The sequence below is a fragment of the Rhodococcus sp. NPDC127593 genome, from assembly GCF_042671975.1.
Classification (GTDB): domain Bacteria; phylum Actinomycetota; class Actinomycetes; order Mycobacteriales; family Mycobacteriaceae; genus Rhodococcus_F.
On record NZ_JBHXWI010000008.1, the window covers coordinates 116264 to 141185 of the forward strand.

The window sequence follows — 24922 nt, forward strand, 5'->3', positions numbered from 1 at the left end:
TAACCGCCGGACGTTAACAAGTACTCACGAGTGACGGAGTCGCCACAGGGGGGAGACGGGGCCGTGACCGGCGCCCAGGTCATACGACGCCTCCAGGCACTTGGTGACCCATTCCTTGCCGAACGCCACCGCGTCGGGCACGGACCATCCGTGGGCGAGAGCGCTCGCGATGGCGGCCGCGAGGGTGTCGCCGCCGCCGTGGTCGTTGCCGGTGTCGATGCGGGGACTGCTGAACTCGAGGAACGTGTCGCCGTCGAACAGCAGATCGGTGCTCGACGCCGACGTCCGGAGATGCCCGCCCTTCACGATCGACCACTGCGCCCCGAGCGCGTGCAGCGCCTCGGCGGCCCGGCGCGCGGTCGCGTCGTCCACCACCTCGATGCCGGTGATCAACCGGATCTCGTCGAGGTTCGGCGTGACCACGGTGGCGATCGGGATCAGCGTGTTCCGCACGGCGTCCAGTGCCTCGGCGTGCAGGAGCGGATCTCCGTGCATCGACGCGCACACCGGGTCGACGACCAGCGGGACCGGTTGGTCGCGGCCGATCCCGACCTCGGTGCACACGGCGGCGACGGCCTCGATGATGGCCGTCGACGCCAGCATGCCCGTCTTCGCTGCCCCGACCCCGATGTCGTCGACGACGCACCGCACCTGTGCGGCCACGGTCTCCGGCGGAATCTCGTGGAAACCGCTGACGCCCACCGAGTTCTGCACCGTCACCGCGGCGACCGCGACGCATGCGTGGACGCCGCACAGCGCCATCGTCCGCGAGTCGGCCTGGATCCCGGCGCCACCGCCGGAATCGGTGCCGGCGATGGTGAGGACACGGACGGGGGTCTGGCCGTCGGGGGTCAGGGGCAGCAGCTTCACGAAGGGGACCTTACCGATTCTCTGAGGTGACGGATTCGACGGGCAGATACACGCGGCCACCTGCGTCGACGAACTCGCTCGACTTCTCGGCCATGCCTGCCTCGATGGCTTCGACCGAATCGAGTCCGTGTCGCTGCGCGTACTCGCGGACGTCGGCGGAGATCCGCATCGAACAGAACTTCGGACCGCACATCGAGCAGAAGTGGGCCGTCTTCGCCGGCTCGGCGGGCAGCGTCTCGTCGTGGAACTCCCGGGCGGTATCCGGGTCGAGGGACAGCGCGAACTGATCGTGCCAGCGGAATTCGAACCGCGCCTTCGACAGTGCGTCGTCCCGCTCCTGCGCCCGTGGATGCTGCTTCGCGAGGTCCGCGGCGTGCGCCGCGATCTTGTACGTGATGACCCCGGTCTTGACGTCGTCCCGATTCGGCAGTCCCAGGTGTTCCTTGGGGGTCACGTAGCAGAGCATCGCGGTGCCTGCCTGCGCGATCATCGCCGCGCCGATCGCGGACGTGATGTGGTCGTACGCCGGCGCGATGTCGGTGGCGAGCGGCCCGAGGGTGTAGAACGGCGCCTCCTCGCACAGCTCCTCCTCGAGGCGCACATTCTCGACGATCTTGTGCATCGGCACGTGCCCGGGGCCTTCGATCATCACCTGCACCCCATGGGATTTCGCGATCTTCGTGAGCTCTCCGAGGGTGCGGAGTTCCGCGAACTGGGCCTCGTCGTTGGCGTCCGCGATGGAGCCGGGGCGCAGACCGTCACCGAGCGAAAACGTGACGTCGTAGCGGTGGAGGATCTCACACAGTTCGTCGAAGTGGGTGTACAGGAACGATTCCCGGTGATGGGCCAGGCACCAGGCCGCCATGATCGACCCACCGCGGGAGACGATGCCGGTGACGCGGCGCGCGGTCAGCGGGATGTAGCGGAGCAGCACACCGGCGTGGACCGTCATGTAGTCGACGCCCTGCTCGCACTGTTCGATCACGGTGTCGCGGTAGATTTCCCACGTGAGCGCGGTCGGGTCGCCGCCGACCTTCTCGAGTGCCTGATAGATCGGCACGGTTCCCACAGGCACGGGCGAATTGCGAAGGATCCATTCCCGAGTCTCGTGGATGTTCTTGCCGGTCGACAGGTCCATGATGGTGTCTGCGCCCCACCGCGTCGCCCACACCATCTTCTCGACCTCTTCCTCGATCGACGAACTGACCGCGCTGTTGCCGATGTTCGCGTTGATCTTGACCGCGAACGCCTTGCCGATGATCATCGGCTCGAGTTCGGGATGGCAGCGGTTGGCCGGGATCACGGCGCGTCCCGCCGCGACCTCGGTGCGCACCGTCTCGGGTGAAACACCCTCGCGCGCAGCGCAATACTGCATCTCGGGGGTGACGCCGCCGGCGCGGGCGGCGTCGAGTTGGGTGCCGTCCCGATCGGCGATCCACGGCGCGCGCAGATGCGGCAGTCCCGCTTCCAGGTCGATCGTGGCGTCCGTGTCGGTGTACGGGCCCGACGTGTCGTACACGTCGAGGTGCTCACCGTTGGTGAGGTGTACGCGCCGGACCGGCACCCGGACGTCGTCACCCGACGGCAGGTACTGCTTGGTGCTGCCCTGGATCGGTCCCGTGGTGACGGACGTGGCTGTAGATACGTTTGTGCTCATCGATGATGCTCCCTACGCCGGCATTACCCGGACAGGTTCGACGGTCGACGGCCCTAGCCGTCCTCTCAGCCCGCTGGTGCGAGCCCCCGTGGATGTGTAGTTGTCCCGCAAACTGTAACCGAGATCTCTGAAAGTAAACATTCGGGTGAAACTTGGACAGCGGTTCCCGGCATCGGTATAAAGGGTGATGAACATCACATTTCGATTACGACACATACCCCCAGGAGATAGCCATGCTGACGGACGCGCAGGTTGTGGACGTGATCGACAACGCCGATCAGAACCGATTCGAGCTACGCCTGAGTGGTGACCTGGTCGGCATCCTCGGATATTTCGACCTCGCGGACACGCCGCCCGGCGCCGGTGCCGGCGTGGGAGTGGTGGCAGCCCGGCCGCCGGGTCCGAAGAGTCGGGGGCGGCAGGCGCCGGTGGTCTCGTTCATGCACACGGTGATCGTGGAGGACTTCGGCCACCGCGGACTCGCCGCCCTCATGGTGGGGCGCTCCCTCGACCTCGCCCGCGGGTACGGCTGGAAGGTCCGGCCCGTGTGCACGTACGTGCAGCGCTTCCTGTCGGCACACCCCGAGTACCGCGACCTCGTCGTCCAGGTGGAGGGCTGACGACGGTCGGGGCACGAATCGAGTACTCGTCGGCAACGAAACGGTTCCGGGGGCGGCGATTCCGCGCGCGGGGATGTCGCCTTACTGATTCGATGAGTGGCATGGATCACATTTCGAACAGTTCCGAGTCGTCGGGGAACATCACGGCCGCTGATGCTCGCGTGCTCGACAATCCTGCCCACGAACGATTCGATCTGTGGCTGGGGGACGAGTTGGTCGGCATCCTCGGCTATCGGGACGAGGACGACATCCCCGGATTCACAGCGAAGCCGGGTGAGGTGGTCGCGTTCATGCACACGGTCGTCAAGGAAGAGTTCGGTGGGCGAGGGCTGGCCGCGGTCCTCGTGGGCGAGGCGCTCGGCTCGGCGCGTCGGCGTGGTTGGAAAGTCCGTCCCATCTGCACGTATGTCCGGCACTACCTGGCACTGAATCCGGAGCATCTCGACGTTCTGGTCGCCGAGTAGCCTCGGCCGCCGTGGCGATCGGTGTGCTGCGGTCTCAGTCGCCGAGGTCGACGATGACCGGCGCATGATCGCTGGCGCCCTTGCCTTTGCGTTCGTTGCGGTCGATCTCAGCCTTGTCGACGCGGCCGGCGAGGGCGGGCGACCCCAGCACGAAGTCGATGCGCATTCCCTGCTTCTTCGGGAACCGCAACTGGGTGTAATCCCAGTAGGTGTAGACACCGGGACCGGGGGTGTGCGGCCGGACGACGTCGGCGAATCCGGATTCGACGAATGCCTGGAAGGCCTCACGCTCGGGGGCCGACGTGTGCGTCTTGCCCTCGAACAGCGCCGGATCCCAGACGTCCTCGTCGGTGGGGGCCACGTTCCAGTCGCCGACCAGCGCGATCTGCGAATCCGGGTTCCGCTCCAGCCACCCGACCGCGTCGGTGTGCAACTTCGCCAGCCAGTCGAGTTTGTACGTGTAGTGCGGATCGGTCAGCTCACGGCCGTTGGGGACGTACAGGCTCCAGATGCGGACGCCGTTGCACGTGGCGCCGATGGCACGGGCTTCCTGCGCGGGCGCGACCTCCGGGTCCTTGTGGAAACCGGGCTGATCCTCGAATCCGATCTGCACGTCGTCGAGACCCACACGGGACGCGATCGCGACCCCGTTCCACTGGCTGAGGCCCACGTGCGCGACCTCGTAGCCCAGTTCGCGGAAACGCTCGTACGGGAACTGCTCGTCCTTGCACTTGGTTTCCTGCATCGCCAGCACGTCGACGTCGGACCGCTGGAGCCAGTCCAGGATCCTGTCGGTACGGGCACGAACAGAGTTCACGTTCCAGGTTGCGATGCGCACGGCAGCCACCCTAGCGGCACTCTCCGACAGGTCGTCAGCCGACAGGTTCGGTGGCGTAGCGGTACCGGTGGTGCGCCACGAAGCCGAGGTTGCGGTACATCGCCTGCGCACCCTCGTTCTCGACGGCGACCTGCAGACACGCGTGGGTCGCGCCGTGTTCGCGTCCCCAGTTGATCATGTCGCCGCAGATGAGGCTGCCGATTCCGTGGCGGCGGTGAGCCTCCGCCACCTCGACCGCGGTGAGCCCGACCCACCGGCGGTCGTCGGGCGCGGACGTGACGGATCCGCGGGCGACGGCGAGAAGTGACGAGTCGGCGGCGCCGATCCGGCCGAACCCGAGAGTGCCGCCGCGGACCGAGTCCAGCACGTCGACCGCGAAGTCGGGGAGCGCGGACCCGCGGTAGCGGTAGAGGGCGAGCCAGTCCGGGTCGGGGTGATCGGTGACGGTGGTGGTCCGTGGGCCCTCGGGCAGCGACAGGTTGTCGATGTCGGCCGCCATCACAACCACTTCGTCGCTGACGTTCCAGCCCAGCGGTACCTCACCCAGCCGGTCGGGGATCAGCAACCGCAGCGGGCGGTCGCGGTCGGCGTACCACTCGCGTAGACGGTCGAGCGTGCCGCCGGGGGAGGCGTCGTCCAGGCTTCCGACCCACCCTCGGTCGCCGAGCGGTGCCGCCGAGTTGGCACGTCCGGTGAAGCCGTGACCGTAGCGGGCGAGCCACCCGTCGATCCACGCGTGCTCGACACCCGGCCAGCCGTCGGCGGAGGCCAGTTCGAGGGACCGGATCTCGCTCGCGCGCACCGGTCGCGCGGGGACGGCCTTCAGCGCGACCACCCGCTCCGGCTCCACCTCGACGACGGAGCCGTCCGCGGCGCGGACGACCACCGCCGGTTCGACGCTCTCCAGCACCCCGATGACGTCGGTCATCGGATGGCTGTGGCCGGGCGGCAGCTGATATCGCAGCACCACCCGGCTTCCGAGCGGAATGTCAGTCGTCATGCCCGAACGGGTCTTCGACCGTTCCCGGCACCCAGCTGAGACCGGGAACGCCCCAGCCGGCGCGTTTGATGGTCTTCTTGGCGGCGCGCGCGTTGCGGCCGACCAGCATGTCGACGTAGAGGAAGCCGTCGAGGTGACCGACCTCGTGCTGCAGCATGCGTGCGAAGAAGCCGTTTCCCTCGATCTCGACGGCGGTGCCCTCGGCGTCGGTGCCGGTGACCTTCGCCCACTCGGCCCGTCCGGTGGGGAACTGCTCACCCGGTACCGACAGGCAGCCCTCGACGTCGTCGTCCGGATCCGGCATGGTCTCGGGTCGTTCCGACGTTTCGAGAACCGGGTTGACGACGCAACCCCGGCGGCGGAGCGCCGTGCCGTTCCCGTCGACGTCCGGGCAGTCGTAGACGAACAACCGCAGCGGCAGGCCGACCTGGTTGGCGGCGAGCCCGACGCCGTTGGCGGCGTCCATCGTGTCGTACATGTCGGCGATGATCTCAGCGAGTTCCGCAGGTGACTGGGACACTGCCTCGGTCGGTTCGTGCAATACCGGGTCGCCCACGATCCGGATGGGGAGGATGGCCATGGTCGTCAAGGATAGTGCGGCGCGTCCGAGCCGTTCGCACTGCCCGCGGCGTTCGCCATGGTTGAATAGTCGCTGAAGTACAGCGGTGTAATTCGTTGCTCGGTCGGCCACGCGATCGAGGAGCCGGGGGAACGTGGTTTCGCTGAGGTCGAGCGAGAGCTAGTAGTCGAGGAGTGAGATGGACGGCGCAACAGCGCGTAGTCGGAACCAGTCCGAGCGCACCGACGGCGACAACTCGGCAGGGGTCAAGGACGTCGGCGACGACGGCCTCTCGCGTCGGGAGCACGACATCCTGTCCTTCGAGCGCCAATGGTGGAAGTACGCCGGCGCGAAGGAAGAAGCGATCAAAGAACTGTTCGACATGTCCGCCACCAGGTACTACCAGGTTCTCAACGCGCTGGTGGACCGGCCGGAGGCACTCGCAGCCGACCCGATGCTCGTGAAGCGGCTGCGACGGCTGCGCGCGAGTAGGCAGAAGGCCCGCGCCGCGCGTCGCCTCGGGTTCGACGTCACGTAGCACCCGGTCGCTAAGGTCGACATCGTGAGTACTCCGAAACCCGAATCGTCCGGCCCGCCGTTACGTGCCCTCGCGATGGTGCTGATCGCCCTCGCGATTCTGTTCGCGGGTCTCGGGTTCGCCTCGCTCGGGGGTTCGGACTCGGAGGAGACCGCAGCCACCGTCACGACTACGGCGGCCGCCACGACCACCGCTGCCGCGCGCTCGACGACAGCAGCCGGAGCGGCGGGCGCCACCTCGACGTCCGCGGCGAGCACCACGTCCGGTGCCTCGAGTACTTCGAAGTCCGCCGATGCGGCGTCGGTCCCGGTGCGGGTGCTCAACAACAGCAACGTCACCGGTCTCGCGAGCCAGACGGCCACCGAACTGATGTCCTCGGGGTGGACGGTGTCGGAAACCGGCAACTACAGCGACGGCACCATCTCCGAAACCACTGTGTACTACGGGACTTCCGCCGCCGAGAAGGAAGCGGCCACGGAGATCGCCGCGCAGCTCGGGGTGTCGGCCCAGCCGCGGTTCCCGGGTATCGCGAATTCGTCTGCCGGTGTGATCGTCATCGTCACCTCCGCGCAGTAGACCGGACGGTCGGTGCACCGTCGACGCGGTTATGATCAGATGCACTTCTTCGCCACCTCAAAGGAGCGGTTTGATGGCCTCGAGTTCTTCCCGTCGGATGTCCTGGCGCATTGTCACCCCGGTGGTGGCCATTGCAGCACTCGGACTGACCGCCTGCAGTAACAACGAGGGGCCGACCGACGTTCCCGGCACCACGCCTCCCGTCTGGACCGGTGCCGCCGATCCCAGTGCCGCAGGTGTTCCCGGCGACGCCGAGAGCGGCTCGGGTGAGTCCGCGGAGAGTGGCGCGCTCAGCGCGACGCTGAAGAACGCGGAAGGCGAAGACGTGGGCACCGCCACGTTCAAACAGGCCGGCAGCCACGTCGAGATCACCGTTTCCGTCAAGGATCAGACGCCCGGATTCCACGGTTTCCACGTGCATTCCGTCGGTAAATGCGAGACGAACTCCGTTGCGCCGACCGGCGGTGCGCCTGGAAACTTCCTGTCCGCGGGCGGGCACTTCCAGGCCGAGGGCCACTCGGGGCACCCCGCGAGCGGCGATCTCACCTCGCTGCAGGTTCTGGCCGACGGCACGGCCGAGTTGGTCACCAGCACCGACGCGTTCACGGTCGAGGACCTGAAGAACGGCGACAGCGGCACCGCTGTCATGATCCACTCGGGTCCCGACAATTTCGCCAACATCCCCACCCGTTACGCACCCGCCCCCGATCAGGAAACCCTGAACACCGGGGACGCAGGTTCCCGGGTGGCTTGCGGTGTCATCGGCGCCAGCTGAGTCGCGTGACATCCCGGCTCCGGCCGGGATGTCGGTACGCTGCCGCGCACTGCGGCCTGTGGTTGGATCGAAGCCGTGGTAGTTCCTTTTCCCGGTTCGCCGCGGCCGACGCTGGGTGTCGAGTGGGAGATCGCGCTGGTCGACAGGGTCACGCGGGATCTCTCCAATACGGCCGCGGAGGTATTCGACGCGGTGGCGAATCTCGCCGGTCCCGAGGATCCGCGGATCACCAAGGAGTTGCTGCGCAACACTGTCGAACTCGTCACCGGTATCCACTCCACCGTCGGTGAGGCGATGGACGACCTCGGCGAGTCGCTCGACCTGTTGCGGCGGGCGGCGAACCCGCTCGGCGTCGATCTGATCTGTGCGGGGACGCACCCGTTTGCGCAGTGGTCGACCCAATTGGTCACGCGCACACCGGATTACGACGAGCTGATCGAACGCACCCAGTGGTGGGGCCGTCAGATGCTCATCTGGGGTGTGCACGTCCACGTCGGTGTGTCCTCACCGCAGAAGGTGTTCCCGATCCTCAACGCGCTGCTGCAGCGGTACCCGCATCTGCTCGCGCTGTCCGCGTCCTCACCGATGTGGGCGGGCGTCAACACGGGGTACGCGAGCAATCGCGCGCTGATGTTCCAGCAACTCCCCACCGCGGGACTGCCGTACCAGTTCGCGAACTGGGGGCAGTACGAGGATTTCATCAGCGACCAGATGAAGACCGGCGTGATTACCAAGATCGGCGGTATGCACTGGGACATCCGGCCGGCGCCACGGTGGGGCACCATCGAGGTTCGCGTCTTCGACGGCATCTCCACCCGCGCCGAACTCAGTTCCCTCGTCGCGCTCGTGCACTGCCTGATCGTCGACCTGGACCGGCGTTTCGAGGCGGGCGAGAACCTGCCCAACCTGCAGCCGTGGCACGTGAAGGAGAACAAGTGGCGGGCCGCGCGGTACGGGCTCGACGCCGAGATCATTCTCGACGAGGACAGCAACGAGCGGCTCGTCACCGACGACCTGAACGACCTGCTCGAGAAGCTGGCCCCGACCGCGGTGCGTCTGGGCTGCGCGGACGAATTGGCCGCGGTGGCCGAGATTCCCCGCCGGGGCGCGTCCTACCAGCGGCAACGTCAGGTCGCGGAGGCGACCGGCGGTGACCTGGTGGCCGTGGTCGATGCGCTGGTGAAGGAACTCGGGACCTGAATCACGGTCTCGGACAGGGCACTCGTCCACCTCCCGTTCACGTGTTGTTTACACTTGGCGAGTGTCGATCGACGATGTTGCCGTTATACGGCCGGGTGGGCCCGTCGATCGTTCCCGCATGTTCGTGGCCGGCGGGGCGCTGGGCGTCGCAATCCTGCTGGTGGTGGTCCAAGTGGTCGCGTCCACACAGGGATTCCAGGGCCCCCTCGAAAGCCTGTTCCACGACTACGTCCTGACCCCCAAGTCGGCGTCCGTCCCGTGGGCCGGCCTCGCGCTCGCAATGGTCGGGCTCACCAATCGCCAGCGCGTTCTCGCGCTCTCCGCCGCAGCCGGTATCGACGTCGTGGTCGCTGGGGTGCGTTACCTGTCCGGTGGCCCGCTGACCGTCGGAAACGGCGCGACCTGGGTACTCACGGCGGTGGGTGTGTACGCGGCGGTCCGCTGGACCGGCGACCAGCGGCACAGCGCCCTCAAGGGTGTCGCCCTCGGTGCGCTGCTGATACTCGCGACCAAGTTCGGCGACGCCTGGCTGCAGGTCACCATCATGGCCGGGCCGATGGTTCTCGACGAATACGCCCAACTGGCCGACCACGCGCTGGGCAGCCCGTCGTGGCACCTGGGGCAGTTCGTCGACGCCCTCGGTCCCGTCGGCTACGGCATCCTCCACTGGGTCTACATCGAACTGCCGGTCGCGGCCATCGCGGTGGCCGTCTACCAGCTGCGGAACGGCTGGCCGTCGCACTACCTGGTGCGCACGTTCCTGCTGATCGGTCTGATCGGTCCCGTGTTCTACGTGCTGTTCCCGGTGGTCGGACCGATCTTCGCGTTCGGCTCCGAAGGGCAGGGGTTCCAGGTCAGCGACTACTGGCCCAACCTCGTCCCGACACCCGACTTCGCGCCCGAACCGATGTCGTTCGATTCGGTGACGCCCCGCAACTGTATGCCGAGCATGCACACGGCGTGGGCCCTCGCCCTGTTCATCCACTCCCGGCAGGGCGCCTGGTGGCTGCGCCTCGGCGGCACGTTCTGGCTGGTGTGCACGCTGACGGCGACCCTCGGGTTCGGCTACCACTACGGCGTCGACCTGGTCGCCGGAGCCGTCCTGTGCCTGACCATCGAATCCGCGTTGCGCGACCCCGAACGGGGGTGGGGCTGGTTCCGGGTCCGCCTCGTCGGAGGCGGTGCGCTGGTGCTGGCCGGACTGCTGCTCAGCTACCGCTACCTCGCCGTGCCGATGGGCCGATTCCCCGAGGTATCCGGACCGCTCGTCCTCGGTGCCCTCGCCGCGATGAGCCTCGGGTTCTACGCGACGTTCTTCGCCCGGCCCGAGACCGCACTCGCGCGGTGGGGCAGCGGCGCGAAGGCGGTGGTCACGGACGTTCTGGCGGCTCCAACTCGTTGATCATCAACAGCCCGTCCTGATCTCGCTGCTCCCGGTACGCCACCCGGCCGACACTGTGTGCGATGACCGGCGCGGTGAACAGGGTGAAGATGCCGACGAGGATCAGCATCCAGATGTCGACGTTGCCACGCAGTTCGAGGACGGCGCCCGCGAGAACCATGATGAGACCGACCACCTGCGGTTTGGTGGCGGCGTGCATGCGGCGCAGGGTGTCCGGGAATCGCACGATGGCGATGGCGGCCGTCAGTGCGAGCAGCGAGCCGCACAGCATGAGCGTGGCCCCGATGACGTTCAGAACGGTGGTCACGACTTGTCACTCACCCGGAACCGGGCCACCGATACCGAACCGATGAACCCCACCAACGACAGCGCGACGATGGCGGGCACGATCGTGGTGTCGCCGGTGTACGCGGCCCACACGGCGAGCCCGCACATCGCGAGCGCGATCAGGGTGTCCAGGGCGACGAGGCGGTCCAGCGAGTTGGGCCCGTCGAGAAGCCGGAACGTGGTCAGGACCCCGGCGACGACCAGGATGATCCCGGATATGACCGATACGACTGTCATGAGCTGCCCTCCTGAGTGGGGTTGTCGTAGTGCAGGTCGCGGTTGTGCCAGGGGCTCGGTTTCCAGTCGGAGTCGCGTTCGAACGCCTCGATGAACAACCGTTCCAACTGCGCGACTGTGCGGTAGAACTGGCTGACCGCCTTCTGCGAGCCCATGTCCAGGACGTGCACGTAGACGATCCGCCGGACCTGGTCGATCTCGAGGACCATGGTGCCCGGAATGAGGTTCAGGACGTCGATGCACAGGGTCAGGACGAGGTCCGACTTGATCCCCAGTTGGTACCGCAGGACCCCGGTGACGGGCGGCGGCCCGGGCCGGAGTGCGAGCCACGCGATCTGGAGGCTGGACTGGAGCGAGTAATACACGAACATCACGGCCAGCCGGAGCAGCGGCAGGACGTGCACCCGGCCCTCCACAGGCACCCGCGGCAGCGGCATGAGCACCATGATGATCGCGCCGACGGCGAGCCCGCCGAAGATGTTGCCCCAGCTGACGTTGCCCCACAACAGGATCCACACCGCCATCAGCCACAGCAGCGCGCCGAACTGGAGAAGTCTCTCGCGTTTCATCGCGGGGCCTCCTGCGCTTCGCCGCCGGGGTGCCCGCCGAGGACGGCGTCGATGTAGATGGACCGGTTCTGCAGATCACTCGCCGCGCGATCGCTGATCTGGATGATCTGGCCGGCGAACACCGTCATCGCCAGCCCCACGCCGACGAGGGCGACGGTGGGGATGAGCATCATCGCGGGGATGCGGCCCACGTCGGCGCGGTCGTCGAACGCGATGTCGGCCTCGGATTCGTCGAGCAGCGCCGACGGGCTGACGTCCGCGAGGTCACCCTCGGGGGCGTCGGCGCGGGCGCGCCAGAACGCCTTGGTCCACACGCGTGCCATGACGTACAGCGTGAGGAGGCTGGTGAGGGTTCCGCCGGCGACGAGGATCCACGCCAGCGCGCTCGCGTCCGCCGAACCGGCCTGCAACAGCGCGACCTTGCCGATGAACCCGGAGAACGGGGGAATGCCACCGAGATTGAGGGCCGGGACGAGGAACACGATGGCCAGGACGGGGCTCGCCGCGGCGAGTCCGCCGAGGCGACGCAACGACGACGACCCGGCCTGGCGTTCGATCAGACCGACCACCAGGAAGAGCGTGGTCTGCACCAGAATGTGGTGGGCCACGTAGTAGATGGCGCCCGAGAGCCCCGACTGGGTGGACAGCGCGATACCGAACACCATGTACCCGATGTGGCTGACCAGCGTGAAGGACAGCAGACGTTTGATGTCACTCTGCGCGATCGCACCGAGGATGCCGACGAGCATCGTCAGGAGGCCGCACACCATCAGCACGTTGTCGAGTTCGCCCTCCGGGAAGAGCAGCGTGTGTGCGCGGATGATCGCGTACACACCCACCTTGGTGAGCAGGCCGGCGAACACGGCGGTGACGGGTGCGGGCGCGGTGGGGTAGGAGTCGGGCAGCCACGTCGACAGCGGGAACACCGCCGCCTTGATGCCGAACGCCACGAGTAGCACACCGAAGATGGCGGTGCGCGTGCCGGACGGGATGCCGTCGAGGCGGGTGGCCATGTCGGCGAGGTTGAGGGTTCCGGTGGCCGCGTAGGCGAACGCGATGCCCGCCAGGAAGATCAGCGACGACACCATCGACACCATCACGTACGACACACCCGCACGGACACGGTCGGCGCTCGCACCGAGCGTCAGCAGCACGAAGCTGGCGGCGAGGAGCACCTCGAAACCGACGTACAGATTGAACAGGTCGCCCGCCAGGAACGCGTTCGAGATGCCCGCCGTCAGCGCCAGATACGTCGGCAGGAAGATCGAGACGGGCTGGTCCTCGCTGCCGTCGCGGATACCCTGACCCACGGCGTACGCCATGACGGCGAGCAGCACGATCGACGAGACCACCAGCATCATCGCGGACAGCCGGTCGACTACCAGCGTGATGCCGATCGGTGAATCCCAGCCTCCCACCTGAATGGCCGTCGTCCCGTCGCGGTCGGCCAGGTACAGCAGCAGTCCCGACACGACGAGGACGCCGATCAACGCGACGAGCGTGATGATCCGCTGGGCCCGCGGACGCCGGCCGAGCACCAGCGTGGCCGCGGCGGCGAGCATCGGGACGAGGACGGGCAGCGGCGCGAGGGCCGTGATGATGTGCGGGGAAATGGTCACGACCTCTCCCCGATCCCGGCCTTGTCGGAGTCCTTGTCGGAGTCCTCGTCGTCGTCGAAGTCACCCTCGTGCAGGTCTTCGTAGCATTCGAGGTCTTCGAGGTTCTTCAGCTCTTCCAGGGGAATAGGGTTTCCGTCCTTGTCGAATGCGTCGCCGCTGAAACTCGGCTCGCCGGTGACCGGGTCGTCGGAACGGTCGCGGTCGGGGGCCTCGGCGGGCGACCGGCGCCGCAGGACCTTGGTGTCCTCGGGGTCGTTCTCGACGGCGTCCTGCGTGGTGATCTTGAACGACCGGTACGCGAGCGCGAGCACGAAGCCGGCGATGCCCATCGTGATGACGATCGCGGTCAGAATCATCGCCTGCGCCAGCGGGTCGGCCATCGACTCGTGAATCGACTCACGGCCGACGATGGGCGGATTGCCGTCCGAACCGCCGGACGTGAGGATCAGCAGGTTGATGCCGTTGCCGAACAGCAGCAACCCGAGCAGCATGCGGGTGATGCTGCGCTCGATGAGCAGGTAGACGCCGGTCGACACCAGGACGCCGATGATGACGAGAAATCCGATGTTCGCGCTCATCGCTGGTTCACCTCGATCTGTGCGTCGAGACGCGCCCCGAGACTGCGGAGCACGTCGAGTACGAGCCCGACCACGATGAGATACACACCCAGGTCGAAGAACAGGGCGGTGACCATCTTGACGTGGCCGACCAGCGGCAGCGTCACCTCGAACACCGCGGAGGAGAGCGCCGGTGCGCCGAAGAACAGCGACGCCAGCGCAGTGCCCGCGGCAAGCGTGAGTCCGAGGCCCAGGATCTTGCCCGCGTCGATCGGGACGGTTTCGCCGAGTTCGTACCGTCCACCCGCGAGGTACCGCAGGACCAGCGCGAGACCGGCCGTGAGGCCGCCGGCGAACCCGCCGCCGGGCGCGTTGTGACCGGCGAAGAAGAAGTAGACCGACAACACCATGATGGTCGGGAAGATCAGCCGGGTCGTCACCTCGAGGACCAGCGACCGGTGTTTCGGATCGATGAGGTCGCCGCCGAGCAGCCACGTGGTCTCGGAATGCGACGCCGACGAATCGGCCGTGACCGCGGGAGCGTCGGACACTCGGGGTGCGCTGCCGAAGCGGCGGTTGCGGAACACCAGGCTCGCGACACCCGTGGCCGCCACCAGCAGCACCGAGATCTCACCGAGCGTGTCCCAGGCACGGATGTCGACGAGCAGGACGTTGACGACGTTCTTGCCGTTGCCGAGGTAGTATGCCGCGTCGGGGAGTCGCTCGTAGATCGGCACCGAGTTCCGCGCATTGATGGCGTACGCGCCGATCGTGGTGATGGTGGCACCGACCGCTACCGCCAGCAGTGCCCGCGGAATCTTGAATCCGATCGCCCGGCGCTCGTCCACCTCGGCGGGCAGTTTCCGGAACACGAGAACGAAGATGACGAGCGTCAGCGTCTCCACCAGGAACTGGGTGAGCGCGAGGTCGGGGGCGCCGTGGAGGGCGAACAGCACACCGCAGCCGTAGCCGCTGAGACCGACGAGGATCACGCTGGCCAGACGGTTGCGCATCACGGTCGCGGCGAGCGCGGCCGCGACCATCATCAGCCCGATCACGAACTGCACCGGCGAATCCCACAACCGGACGTCGGCGCCCGTATTCGTCCCGACGACGAGCAGCACCAGCGGCACCACCACGAGGGTGCCGAGGATGGTGGCCTGCGTCAGCGGGAGCGAACCGCGCTGGGTGGCGCCGGTCAGCCGCATCGACAGGGCGTCCATGCCGCGCAGCGTCGCGTCGTAGATGCGGTCGGCGTTGCCGAGCGGCGGATGCTCGAACCGCAACCGATTGACCCACCGCTGCGCCACGAAGAGCGCGGTGCCGACGGCGAACACCAGCAGGGTGAGCAGCAGAGCGGTGTTCACGCCGTGCCACAGGGCGAGGTGATAGTCGGAGACGCCCTCGGCGGGCAGGGTGCGCGAGTACGGCGTCAGCAGCTTCTCGAGCTGCGGCGCCGCGAGTCCCGCCGCCAGGCTCAGTACCGAGAGAACGGCGGGCGCGGCGAGGAACAACGGTCCGGGTGCGTGCATGCCCTGCACGGCCGGGCTCGGCCGCGCGAGCCGCTTGCGACCGAAGGCGCCCCACATGAAGCGCACGCTGTAGGCGAGCGTCAGGATCGAACCAAACACCACGACGCCGACGGTGACGATCCGCGCCGGGTCGGCGAGGACGGTCGTGCTCAGCAGGGAGTCGAATGCGGCTTCCTTGCCGACGAACCCGAGGAACGGGGGAAGCCCGGCCATGCTCGCCGCGGCGAGCGCGGCGACGACCGTGAGCGTGGGGGCACGGTCACCGAGGTGCGCGAGTTTGCGGATGTCGCGGGTGCCCGTCGTGTGGTCGATGATGCCGACCACCATGAACAGCGCGGCCTTGAACATCGCGTGGGCGACGACCATCGTCATGCCGGCGAGCGCGGCGTCGCGGGTGCCGAGACCGACGAGCACCATCATGAAACCGAGCTGGCTGACGGTGCCGAACGCGAGCACCAGTTTGAGGTCGAAGGCGCGCATCGCCCGCCACCCGGCGAGGACCATCGTCAGCAGGCCGAGCGTGATGATCGTGAATCGCCAGGGCGCCGCGTCGGCGAAACCGGGCGACAGTCTGGCCACGAGATAGATGCCGGCTTTCACCATGGCCGCGGCGTGCAGATAGCCGCTGACCGGGGTCGGGGCGGCCATCGCTCCGGGCAGCCAGAAGTGCAGCGGGACGATCGCGGATTTCGACAGGGCACCGATGAGGACCAGCACGACGCCGACGCCGGCGAGCCAACCGCGCGGCGCGATTTCGATCAGTTCGGACAGGTTGTACGTGCCACTCACCTGGCCGAGGATGATGATGCCGACCAGCATGGCCAGACCACCCGCGGTGGTGACGAGCAGCGCCTGCGTCGCGGCCCGGCGACTCGACGCGCGTTCGGCGTAATGCCCGACCAGCAGGAACGACAGGACCGTCGTCAGTTCCCAGAATGTGTACAGCAGCAACATGTTGTCGCTGGCGACGAGGCCGAACATGGCCCCGGCGAATGCCACCATCTCGGCGGCGAAGATGCCGAGCCGGGGTTCGTCGTCGGTGAAGTAGCGCGCGCAGTAGACCAGGATCAGCGTGCCGATGCCCAGCACCAGCACCGACATGATCGCGGCGAGCGGATCGAACCAGAAGTCGAGGTCCATCGACAGGCCCGGAGCCCACACGATGGAAACGGTCTGTTCCGTGCCCCAGTTAGCGATCACCCATCCGAGTGACGCCAGCGGGACGAGGGAGAGGGGGTAGAAACCGTTGCGGCCGAACTTGCGCACCACAAGCGGAGCCAGAACGGCGGCAACGGCATGGGCGAGCAGAACAGCAAGCAAAAGGCACTCCGTCGGGGGTCAGCGGGCGGCGGGGTGTCGGAACGAAACGAACCGAGTCTGTAGACCGTTCGCTTAGCTAGCGAACTGGGCTACGGGGTACATCCTACTGGGTCGGTTATTCGGACTCACAATCGCGGCAAATCGGACTAATGGGGCGCATTGTGTTATGGGCGGCCGGCCGGACTGTTCTATCTTGTGACGGTGCCTGCCGAAATCCGAACCGCCGCGCTCGCCCACATCCGCGACCGGAAACTCCTCCAGACCCGATCGGTGGGGAAGACGGCCTTCTACATGGCCGGCGGAAAAATCGATCAGGGTGAGAACGCCGAACAGGCTCTGCACCGCGAGATCCGGGAGGAACTCGACGCCGGAATCGTCGACGGGACGCTCGAACATCTGGGGGTCTTCGAAGCGCCCGCGTACGGTCATCCCGCGGGCACCGACCTGCACATGACCTGCTTCCTCGCCGAACTGAGCGCCGAGCCGCGGCCGACGAGCGAGATCGCCGAACTGCGGTACTTCACCGTCGACGAATACGCGGCCATGCCCGACGTCGCGCCCGGCTCGATGCTCGTGTTCCGCCGGCTGCAGTCGCTCGGCCTCCTCGACTAGGTGTCGTCCGGGGTACTGCGCCGCTCGTGCACCGAGTAGATGCAGAACGCGACGACGAGCAGCATCACGAAGCCGACGAGATGGTCGGACGCGGCGGTCGAGGCAGGCGACGACGGCAGGTGTTCGGTGCTCGCGCCCGAGTAGACCACCCGGCTGCGGGGAACGGTGGTCGCCGCCACGAACACCAGCGACGCGAACGGCAACGCGAAACCGAGGACCGCGACGGGCGCCGACCCCGGCAGAGCGGCGGCGAGCGCGAAACCCGTGCCGCAACCCAGCACGGCCAGCCGGATCAGCAGTGCGACGCCGTCGTTGCCGAAGTCGGGCCAGGCGGCGGCGAGCAGCGGAACGACGGCGGCCAGGCCGAGCCCCCACTGCGGGCGCCGCCACTTCGGCGGGACCCGGACCGCCACCGCGATTCCCGCGGCAAGAGCGACGACGCCGACCGCCAGCAACGCCGCCGCGGGCGTCGTCACCCGCGGGGTCCGGAGGTCGTCGAGGACGAGAACGGCCGCGGCGGTGACACCGGTCGCGGCGAGGAGGAAGCGTCCGTCGATCCCCGGGAACCGGCGTGCGATCAGCACCGTCGCCGTCAGAATCACGGCGAGCGAGAACGCCACGATCAGCCAGACCGTCAGGGGTTCGCCGAATTCCTGATCGTCGATCCACGCCCCGAGCAACCGGTTGAGCAAGGCGAGAGCCAGGGCGCCGACCAGCGCGGTCAGCAGGGACTTCCGGTCGAGACGCTGCACCCGGAACTGCGAGCGCGCCACCACCGCCGACGCGAGCGCGAGCACGAGCACTCCGATCAGCAGCCACTCCGGGGGTTCGCCGATCGCGGAGGTGCTCATACTCGCGGGCTCGACATACGCGGTGTCGCCGCGCGGCAGTCGCTGCACACTCGCGAGGAGGAACGCGCTCGCGACACCGAGAGTCAGCGCCAGCTGCGAAACCCAGCGACCCCACACCGCGGCGACCGCCGCGCCCAGCAGGAACCCGGCAGTCGCGGTCTTGGCGAAATGCAGGGCGATCAGCGTGTCCACGCCGCCGGCATGCGGCACCACCCAGCGAGCGCCGATCAGGGCGAGCGCGCACGCAGCCGCCAGGATCCACGACACCCGCCGGGAGCCGGACCGTTGCAGACCCGCCACCGCGATGACGGCGAGAACAAGTGCCACCACCACACCCGTGGGCTGGCTGCTGAGCCAACGGTCGATCTCCCGATCGGAAGCGTTGATCGTCCAGGCCCGGTTGCGGGGATTGGTGAGGACGAAACCGGCCAGTGCACCGGACGCGAGAGCAGCCGCGGCCGACAGAGGTTCCCGGAAGTCCATTCGCTCACGGTACTCGAGCGGGTAGGAATGGAAATGGCGAACCCGGCGTTGGCACCGAAGGCGTGCCCGAGAACGACTCCGATCGAATACAACCGAGGCGAGGAGCCCACCTATGACGTCGATCAACGAGAAGGCCACCACCCTGCTGGGGCTGCACCAGCCCGGCAACCCCGTCATCCTGCCCACCGTGTGGGATGCCTGGTCCGCGAATCTGGCTGTGTCCGCTGGCTTTCAGGCGCTGACGGTCGGAAGCCACCCGGTATCCGACTCGATCGGCAAGCCCGACAACGAGGGGATCACGTTCGACGAGCTGCTGCACCGCATCTCGCAGATCACCGCAGCGGTGGAGTTGCCGCTGTCGGTCGACATCGAATCGGGATACGGGCTCGAACCCGCCCGGCTGATCGAGGGTCTGATCGGCGCGGGAGCGGTGGGGCTGAACATCGAGGACACGGTTCACAGCGAGGGCGGGCGTCTCCGCGAACCGCAGGAGCACGCCGACTTCGTCGGAGGGTTGCGGCAGGCGGCCGACGCTGCCGGGGTCCACGTGGTCGTGAATGCGCGCACCGACCTGTTCGTGAAGCAGGTGGGTGACGAGTCCGACCGTGTCGACCGCGCCATCGCGCGGCTGAAGCTCGCCGCCGAGGCCGGGGCCGATGTGCTGTACCCCGTGGGCCGTCACGACGACGCCACCCAGAAGCGGCTCACGTCGGAGCTGCCGCTGCCCGTCAACGCCATCGGTCTGCCCGATCAGGACGACCCGGCGAGCTTCGGCCCGCTCGGCGTCGCGCGGGTGAGCTTCGGCCCGTTCTTCCAGGCCGCCCTCGCCGCACACGCGGCCACGCTGCTCGGCCGCTGGTCCTGACCCGTGAGTACTTGTTAACCGCCCGCGGTTAACAAGTACTCACGAGCGCGTCAGCGCATAGGCCTTGAGGTGCGCCACTTGCTCGGGATCGAGTGAGGGGCGCACCTTGTCGCGTGCCTCGGCCACGTCGGCCGCGGTGACGTCGGCGGCGTCGATGTTCCGGCGCATGGCGGCCAGCGCGGCTTCCCGCAGCAGCGCCGAGCAGTCGGCGGCCGAGTAGCCGTCGAGGTCGTCGGCCAGGGCGTCGAGGTCGACGTCGGCGGCGAGGGGGACCGACTTCCCGGACGTCCGCAGGATCGCGCGGCGGGCATCGCCGTCCGGCGGCGGCACGAACACCAGCCGCTCCAGGCGGCCTGGGCGCAGCAACGCCGGGTCGATGAGGTCGGGCCGGTTGGTGGCGCCGACGACCACCACGTCGCGCAGCGGTTCGACGCCGTCGAGTTCGGTGAGCAGTGAGGCCACCACCCGATCGGACACCCCGGAATCGGAGCTCTGGCCGCGGCGGGGCGCGAGGGCGTCCACCTCGTCGAGGAAGATCAGCGACGGAGCCGAATCCCGAGCCCGCTGGAACAGTTCGCGGACCGCCTTCTCGGACGCGCCCACCCACTTGTCCATCAGCTCGGCGCCCTTGACGGCGTGCACACTCAGATGTCCCGAACTTGCCAGCGCCCGAACCAGATAGGTCTTGCCGCAGCCGGGGGGACCGTAGAGCAGAACTCCGCGCGGGGGATCGACACCCAGCCGGGCGAACGAATCCGGATGCTGCAACGGCCACAGGACCGCCTCGGTCAGCGCCTGCTTGGTCTCCACCATGTCCCCGACGTCGTCGAGGGTGACGCTGCCGATCGCGAGTTCCTCGCTGCCCGACCGCGACAGCGGGCGGATGACGTCGAGCGCGCCGAGCAGGTCGTCCTGCGTGAGCGCCGGGTCGACGGGTTTCCTGGCCGCGCGCGAGGCGGCACGCAGGGCCGCTTCCCGGCACAGTGCGGCGAGGTCGGCGACGACGAACCCCGGTGTGCGGGCCGCGATCGCGTCGAGGGCGATGCCGTCGGTGGGGACCTTCCGCAGAAGCAGTTCCAGCAGCGCCCGGCGGGTGGAGCCGTCGGGCAGGGTCAGGGTGAGTTCGCGGTCGCACAGGTCCTGCCCGCGCAACCGGGTGTCGACCGACTCCGGGTGCGCCGACGTCGCCACGAACGCGACCCCGACGGTGTCGACCGCGCGGCGGAGCTGTTCGACGATCAGCGCCGACACCGGTTCCGGGGTGGCAGGCAGCAGGGCATCGATGTCGGTGATCAGCAGGACGCCGCCGCTGCGGATCGCGTCGACCGCCGCGGTGACCCGCTGCAACCGTGAGTTGGCTTCCAGTGCGCCGGCGCTCGGCCCGTCGAGTTCGACGATCCGCCGGGAGGCGAGCACCGAACGGGCGAGCGTCGCCTTCCCGACGCCGGCGGGCCCGGTCACCAGGACGCCCAGATGCGGTGAGGCCCCGAGTGTGCGGAGCAGTTCGGGTTCGTCGAGTGCCAGTCCGAGCCACTCGGTGAGTTTGGCCGCCTGGGTGTGGGCACCGACCAGGTCCTCGACCGGGACCGGGGGAACCTCCTCGGCTGGCCGGACTGGCGGCGCGGGTAGCCGGGCCGGAGCCGCGGACACCGTCGCCCGCACGCCCTCGCCCCACCCGACCGCGGTGTTGGGCTGCACGCTCACCGGACCACCGGCCGGGTCGACCCCGGTGACGGTGAGCAACTCGGATGTCCAGGCGACACCGAACGTCCGGGACAGTGCCTGCGTCGCGGGGGCGGTACTGGTTCCGGGGCCCAGATCGCGGGGGAGCAGCGACACCGTGTCGCCGACCGTGAGGACCTTGCCGAGCAGGGCGTGACGCAGGGTGACGTCGGAGACGGAGTTCACGGCCAGATTCGAGCCGCTGACCGTCACCGTCTTCCCGCCGTACACCGTCACCGGTGTCACGACGACCGTGCTGTTCTCGGTCAGCCCGGCGTTGGACAGGGTCACGTCGTCGAGGAGTGCAGTCCCCGTGGGGGTTCCGGTCGGCGCGCGACCCGCCACCGCGGCGGTGCGGCGCGCGCCGACGAGGGCGATCGCGTCCCACTCGCGGAGACCGAGCGCGGCGAGGGCTTCCGGATGCAGCCGGACCACGCCGCGCCGGGTGTCGGCGGCCGAGGTGTTCAGTCGGACTGTGAGCGCGAGTTCCGGTGAGGTCACGCCGTCGAGCCTACGTGCGGGAGCGACCTATCGGGCCCGGGGACGGCGCAGCCCGAGCCGTGCGGCCGATCGCCTGCCGCGGGCGTCGGGCTGACGCCGGATGGCACGCCGCTCGGACGGCTTGATGTCCCACGTCTCGGGCCGCGCGGCCACCCACCGCTTCGAATGGACCGCGAACGGAATGTGCGCAAGGTACACCGCGACGAGGGCGATCAACAGGATGTACGGGTAGGTGACCAGGGCCGCCGCCGCGAGCGCCACGAGGACGAGGAGACCGGCCGCCATGCGCGGGGGCACGGACACCGTCTTCAGCGCGAGGGTGGGGATGCGGCTGACGATCAGCGCCGCGGAGATCACGGTCCACGCCACGACGACGGGATACGACGACCACCAGCCGTCGCCCCATTGCGCCGCGGCAGCCAGCGGGGTCAGCGCGACGAGTGCACCCGCCGGTGCCGGGACACCCGTGAAGTACTCGTTGGCGTAGCCCGGCATGTCGTCCTCGTCGAGGAGCGTGTTGAACCGGGCCAGCCGCAGCACGATGCTCACCGCGTAGATCAGGGCGATGATCCAGCCGAAACTCTGGCCGTCCAGCAGCGTGACGTAGAGGACGAGGGCCGGTGCGACGCCGAACGAGATGGAATCGGCGAGCGAATCCAGTTCGGCGCCCATCTTGCTGGTGGCGTCGAGTAGTCGCGCGATCCGACCGTCGAGCGAGTCGAGGACGGCGGCCGCACCGATCATGGCCAGCGCCGTTCCCAGGTCGCCGTCGAGCGCGAACTTGACGGCGGACAGCCCCGCGCACAGCGCGAGGATCGTGACCACGCTCGGCAGGAGCCGGACCGCCTGCTGGGGTCGTCCCCTCCGCTGCTGCTTCGCGTTGGCGATCACGGCAGTTGAGCGATGACGGTCTCGGCACCGATCGTCCGCTGCCCTCGCTCGGCGAGCAACGTGGTGCCCACCGGGAAGTACGTGTCGACGCGGGAGCCGAACCGGATCAGGCCGTACGTGTCACCGATCGGGAGGGTGTCGCCGACCTTGGCGTCGCAGACGATCCGGCGGGCGAGCAGACCGGCGATCTGCACGACGGCGACGTCGTGGCCCGCCGGGGTGTGCAGCAGCATGCTGTTGCGTTCGTTGACCTCGCTGGCGTCGGCGAGATCGGCGGAGAGGAACTGGCCCGGCCGGTGGACGACCTTCGTGACCTCACCACCGACAGGACTGCGCTGGACGTGCACGTCGAGCACGGACAGGAAGATGCTGACCCGGGGGAGCGGCTCGGTTCCCATGTCGAGTTCGGACGGCGGGACCGCGGAGTCGACGAGCGCGACCTCGCCGTCGGCGGGTGCGACCACGACGCCGACACGGTTCGGCGGAACGCGGTGCGGATGCCGGAAGAACGCGGCGCAGGCCGCGGCGGAGGTCAGTGCTCCACGCCGGACCCACTTGCGCTTGCGGCCGAGGACGGCCACACCGAGTGGCGCGAGGACGAAGGGCAGCCCGGCCGGATGCAGGGGCGGAACTGCTCCGCGGACGAGGTCGACGATGTGCCCGACGCTCGTGGGTTGCGGGGTTCCGGGGGGTGTGGGCTTGCGTGCCACGGGCTCCTCTAACTGTGTCGGACGGACGTGCTGGCTGCGCGCCATCGCGCCGCACTCACAGGTTACGTGAGCGCTACCGGCTGCAACGGCATCAGGAGAGAGTACGCACTCGCGGGGTCCGATGTGTGAATGGATCGTGGCCGGATGGCGAGCGGTGTGATGGGTCCACCCACCTGGAACGTCAACTGCGCGCCCGGCAGCGCGTCGACGGCCTCGAGGAGAAAACCGGCGTTCACCTGCACATGGAAGCGCACGGGCTGCTCCATGCCCGGGCTGCCGATGACGATCTCGCCCGACTCGAGAACGCCGAGATCCACCCGGTCGCCTGCGTCGGTGAGGAGTGCTCGAAGCTTCGCCGAGGAGAAGGTGTGTTCGATTCCGCGGTCGCGCGGCGACAGACTGCGATGGTCGGGGAACGCACCGTCGACGAGCCGGGTGGTGAGCTGTTCGGCACCGCAGCGGAGGGTGATGCTGTCGGAGCCGACGACGACGGTCACCGTGTCGTGGCGACGCAGCAGTCCGGCCGCGTCGTCCAGGAACGTGCACGGGACGACGGCGGAGATCGGTTCGTCCGGCGATTCGAGGACGGTCGCCGTTCCCACCGCCAGCCGGTAGCGGTCGGTGGTGACGAGCCGCAGCATGTCGTGGTCCGTTTCCAGGAGGCAGCCGCGCAACACCGGGAACTCCGAGTCGGCGTCGGCGGCGAACCGGACCGAGTCGAACGCGGTGAGGAGGTCGGTGGTGCGGAGGGCGACCGTGCACTCCCGCGCCGCTCGCGCGTCGAGCAGGCGATGAATTTTCGTCAGTTCGCGCCGGGCGTCGTCCAGCCCCCTCTCCAGCCGGCCGAGATGCCGGTCGAGGAGTCCGTGGGCGTCCGTGCCGCTCAGCACGGCTGCCATCTCCTTCACCGGCATACCCACCCGGCGCATCGCGGCGACGAGGACGGCAGCGTCGACGTGCCGGTCGGTGTACCAGCGGTAGCCCGTGCGCGGGTCCACCGCGTGCGGGGTGAGCACGCCCGCCTTGTCGTAGAACCTCAGCGCGCTGACCGACAGGCCGGACGTCCGGGCGAGTTCACCGATGCTGAGCACGGTGCGCACTCTGCCCCTGCGGTCCGACAGCTGCGGCATCGAGTTCTGCGCGCAGTCGCGCGACGGCCCCGCGGATCATCCGTCCATATCCGTCTTCGGCGAGGTGTTCGCAGCTCTGTGCGGCCCGCTCGAGATGGTGGCGTGCCTCGGACGACTGGCCGAGTGCGTGATGAGCGGCCGCCACGTTGAGGTGCAGCGACGGGTAGAACCCCGCGACCCGCAGCGAGGAGTGGTGCTGCCGAGCTCGGTCGTCGGTCAGCGAGTCGGCGGCGGCGAGGGCTCGCAGATCCCAGCGCAGCTCCTCGGCGGGGTCGGTCTGGACGTCCGCCATGTAGTGGGCCAGCGTGACGACGTGCAACGGGTCCGGTGTGTCGCCGCCGGGACCGGCGAGGGCGTCCCACACCTCCTCGAAGATGCGCCGGGCGCCCTCCCGGTCACCCGCTACTGCCAGTTCCTGACCCTGCGCGATCCTCGCCATGACGGCGTCCGGTGTGTCCATGCGGACCACGCTGAGGCCTCGACCAGGTCGAGGGTCA

The 24922-nt window shown here is 68.4% G+C and carries 26 protein-coding genes and 1 riboswitch; of the genes, 9 read left to right on the forward strand and 17 right to left on the reverse strand.

The window, feature by feature from the left end:
• Positions 1 to 24: 24 nt before the first annotated feature.
• A complete protein-coding gene (gene thiD / locus ACFVJ3_RS09495; protein ID WP_037240610.1) occupies positions 25 to 870 on the reverse strand; it encodes a bifunctional hydroxymethylpyrimidine kinase/phosphomethylpyrimidine kinase in 846 nt (281 codons plus the stop codon).
• Between the two features lie 10 nt (positions 871 to 880).
• A complete protein-coding gene (thiC, locus tag ACFVJ3_RS09500) occupies positions 881 to 2527 on the reverse strand; it encodes a phosphomethylpyrimidine synthase ThiC (protein WP_378451828.1) in 1647 nt (548 codons plus the stop codon).
• Positions 2520 to 2627: riboswitch (TPP riboswitch) on the reverse strand. It overlaps the preceding gene by 8 nt.
• Before the next feature lie 133 nt (positions 2628 to 2760).
• On the opposite strand from thiC, the gene ACFVJ3_RS09505 reads away from it, so the two are divergent.
• Together ACFVJ3_RS09505 and ACFVJ3_RS09510 are read left to right on the forward strand one after the other, a co-directional pair.
• Positions 2761 to 3147, forward strand: a complete 387-nt coding sequence (locus ACFVJ3_RS09505) for a GNAT family N-acetyltransferase (RefSeq protein ID WP_378451829.1) — start codon at positions 2761 to 2763, stop codon at positions 3145 to 3147.
• Positions 3148 to 3248: 101 nt separating this feature from the next.
• Positions 3249 to 3611, forward strand: coding sequence for a GNAT family N-acetyltransferase (locus ACFVJ3_RS09510; RefSeq protein WP_378451830.1), 363 nt, complete (start codon positions 3249 to 3251; stop codon positions 3609 to 3611).
• Positions 3612 to 3645: 34 nt separating this feature from the next.
• On the opposite strand, the gene ACFVJ3_RS09515 is transcribed toward ACFVJ3_RS09510, so the two are convergent.
• Genes ACFVJ3_RS09515 through ACFVJ3_RS09525 form a run of 3 tightly spaced genes read right to left on the reverse strand, consistent with a single transcriptional unit; the run spans position 3646 to position 6029 of the window.
• Positions 3646 to 4449: an exodeoxyribonuclease III gene (locus ACFVJ3_RS09515; protein ID WP_378451831.1), complete on the reverse strand. Its 804-nt coding sequence runs from the start codon at positions 4447 to 4449 to the stop codon at positions 3646 to 3648.
• A gap of 34 nt (positions 4450 to 4483) precedes the next feature.
• Positions 4484 to 5449: a GNAT family N-acetyltransferase gene (locus ACFVJ3_RS09520; RefSeq protein ID WP_378451832.1), complete on the reverse strand. Its 966-nt coding sequence runs from the start codon at positions 5447 to 5449 to the stop codon at positions 4484 to 4486.
• Complete coding sequence (locus tag ACFVJ3_RS09525) at positions 5439 to 6029, reverse strand: peptide deformylase (protein ID WP_378451833.1); 591 nt, start codon at positions 6027 to 6029, stop codon at positions 5439 to 5441. The genes ACFVJ3_RS09520 and ACFVJ3_RS09525 overlap by 11 nt, the downstream gene beginning before the upstream one ends.
• A 178-nt stretch (positions 6030 to 6207) precedes the next feature.
• Here ACFVJ3_RS09525 and ACFVJ3_RS09530 point away from each other — a divergent pair, with 178 nt between their 5' ends.
• From ACFVJ3_RS09530 to ACFVJ3_RS09550, 5 genes are all read left to right on the forward strand, one after another.
• Positions 6208 to 6546 carry a DUF3263 domain-containing protein gene (locus ACFVJ3_RS09530; protein WP_005251738.1) on the forward strand — a complete coding sequence of 113 codons (339 nt, stop codon included), beginning with the start codon at positions 6208 to 6210 and terminating at the stop codon, positions 6544 to 6546.
• 24 nt (positions 6547 to 6570) lie between these two features.
• On the forward strand, positions 6571 to 7122 hold the full coding sequence (locus tag ACFVJ3_RS09535; protein ID WP_378451834.1) for a LytR C-terminal domain-containing protein: 552 nt from the start codon (positions 6571 to 6573) through the stop codon (positions 7120 to 7122).
• A 73-nt stretch (positions 7123 to 7195) separates the two neighbouring features.
• On the forward strand, positions 7196 to 7897 hold the full coding sequence (locus ACFVJ3_RS09540) for a superoxide dismutase family protein (protein ID WP_378451835.1): 702 nt from the start codon (positions 7196 to 7198) through the stop codon (positions 7895 to 7897).
• Positions 7898 to 7972: 75 nt separating this feature from the next.
• Positions 7973 to 9097, forward strand: a complete 1125-nt coding sequence (locus ACFVJ3_RS09545) for a glutamate--cysteine ligase (RefSeq protein ID WP_378451836.1) — start codon at positions 7973 to 7975, stop codon at positions 9095 to 9097.
• Between the two features lie 118 nt (positions 9098 to 9215).
• The gene (locus tag ACFVJ3_RS09550) at positions 9216 to 10499 is read left to right on the forward strand and encodes a DUF5933 domain-containing protein (protein ID WP_378451925.1); all 1284 of its coding nucleotides are present in this window, start codon (positions 9216 to 9218) and stop codon (positions 10497 to 10499) included.
• Here the strand turns inward: ACFVJ3_RS09550 and mnhG are convergent.
• From mnhG to ACFVJ3_RS09580, 6 genes are read right to left on the reverse strand one after another with little or no spacing between them, the layout of a single operon-like run.
• Complete coding sequence (gene mnhG, locus ACFVJ3_RS09555) at positions 10468 to 10806, reverse strand: monovalent cation/H(+) antiporter subunit G (protein ID WP_005264391.1); 339 nt, start codon at positions 10804 to 10806, stop codon at positions 10468 to 10470. The two genes, ACFVJ3_RS09550 and mnhG, sit on opposite strands and share 32 nt — an antisense overlap.
• Positions 10803 to 11063: a monovalent cation/H+ antiporter complex subunit F gene (locus ACFVJ3_RS09560; protein WP_005251754.1), complete on the reverse strand. Its 261-nt coding sequence runs from the start codon at positions 11061 to 11063 to the stop codon at positions 10803 to 10805. The genes mnhG and ACFVJ3_RS09560 overlap by 4 nt, the downstream gene beginning before the upstream one ends.
• A complete protein-coding gene (locus ACFVJ3_RS09565) occupies positions 11060 to 11632 on the reverse strand; it encodes a Na+/H+ antiporter subunit E (RefSeq protein WP_378451837.1) in 573 nt (190 codons plus the stop codon). The genes ACFVJ3_RS09560 and ACFVJ3_RS09565 overlap by 4 nt, the downstream gene beginning before the upstream one ends.
• Positions 11629 to 13251, reverse strand: coding sequence for a Na+/H+ antiporter subunit D (locus tag ACFVJ3_RS09570; protein ID WP_378451838.1), 1623 nt, complete (start codon positions 13249 to 13251; stop codon positions 11629 to 11631). The genes ACFVJ3_RS09565 and ACFVJ3_RS09570 overlap by 4 nt, the downstream gene beginning before the upstream one ends.
• Positions 13248 to 13829, reverse strand: a complete 582-nt coding sequence (locus ACFVJ3_RS09575; protein ID WP_378451839.1) for a Na(+)/H(+) antiporter subunit C — start codon at positions 13827 to 13829, stop codon at positions 13248 to 13250. Before ACFVJ3_RS09575 ends, ACFVJ3_RS09570 begins: the two co-directional genes overlap by 4 nt.
• Positions 13826 to 16660: a Na+/H+ antiporter subunit A gene (locus ACFVJ3_RS09580; protein WP_378451840.1), complete on the reverse strand. Its 2835-nt coding sequence runs from the start codon at positions 16658 to 16660 to the stop codon at positions 13826 to 13828. The genes ACFVJ3_RS09575 and ACFVJ3_RS09580 overlap by 4 nt, the downstream gene beginning before the upstream one ends.
• A gap of 195 nt (positions 16661 to 16855) precedes the next feature.
• Here ACFVJ3_RS09580 and ACFVJ3_RS09585 point away from each other — a divergent pair, with 195 nt between their 5' ends.
• Positions 16856 to 17272, forward strand: coding sequence for an NUDIX domain-containing protein (locus tag ACFVJ3_RS09585; protein ID WP_378451841.1), 417 nt, complete (start codon positions 16856 to 16858; stop codon positions 17270 to 17272).
• On the opposite strand, the gene ACFVJ3_RS09590 is transcribed toward ACFVJ3_RS09585, so the two are convergent.
• On the reverse strand, positions 17269 to 18606 hold the full coding sequence (locus tag ACFVJ3_RS09590) for a hypothetical protein (RefSeq protein WP_378451842.1): 1338 nt from the start codon (positions 18604 to 18606) through the stop codon (positions 17269 to 17271). The genes ACFVJ3_RS09585 and ACFVJ3_RS09590 overlap by 4 nt on opposite strands.
• Before the next feature lie 112 nt (positions 18607 to 18718).
• Here ACFVJ3_RS09590 and ACFVJ3_RS09595 point away from each other — a divergent pair, with 112 nt between their 5' ends.
• The gene (locus ACFVJ3_RS09595; RefSeq protein ID WP_009474832.1) at positions 18719 to 19471 is read left to right on the forward strand and encodes an isocitrate lyase/phosphoenolpyruvate mutase family protein; all 753 of its coding nucleotides are present in this window, start codon (positions 18719 to 18721) and stop codon (positions 19469 to 19471) included.
• Between the two features lie 39 nt (positions 19472 to 19510).
• Here the strand turns inward: ACFVJ3_RS09595 and ACFVJ3_RS09600 are convergent, their stop codons facing one another.
• The 5 genes from ACFVJ3_RS09600 to ACFVJ3_RS09620 form a co-directional block, all read right to left on the reverse strand.
• Positions 19511 to 21694, reverse strand: coding sequence for an AAA family ATPase (locus ACFVJ3_RS09600; protein WP_378451843.1), 2184 nt, complete (start codon positions 21692 to 21694; stop codon positions 19511 to 19513).
• Between the two features lie 27 nt (positions 21695 to 21721).
• Positions 21722 to 22585: a CDP-diacylglycerol--serine O-phosphatidyltransferase gene (gene pssA, locus ACFVJ3_RS09605; protein ID WP_378451844.1), complete on the reverse strand. Its 864-nt coding sequence runs from the start codon at positions 22583 to 22585 to the stop codon at positions 21722 to 21724.
• The gene (locus tag ACFVJ3_RS09610) at positions 22582 to 23295 is read right to left on the reverse strand and encodes a phosphatidylserine decarboxylase (protein WP_378451845.1); all 714 of its coding nucleotides are present in this window, start codon (positions 23293 to 23295) and stop codon (positions 22582 to 22584) included. The genes pssA and ACFVJ3_RS09610 overlap by 4 nt, the downstream gene beginning before the upstream one ends.
• Positions 23296 to 23357: 62 nt before the next feature.
• A complete protein-coding gene (locus ACFVJ3_RS09615; RefSeq protein ID WP_378451846.1) occupies positions 23358 to 24395 on the reverse strand; it encodes a MerR family transcriptional regulator in 1038 nt (345 codons plus the stop codon).
• Positions 24370 to 24894, reverse strand: coding sequence for a hypothetical protein (locus ACFVJ3_RS09620; protein ID WP_378451847.1), 525 nt, complete (start codon positions 24892 to 24894; stop codon positions 24370 to 24372). The genes ACFVJ3_RS09615 and ACFVJ3_RS09620 overlap by 26 nt, the downstream gene beginning before the upstream one ends.
• Positions 24895 to 24922: the final 28 nt, after the last annotated feature.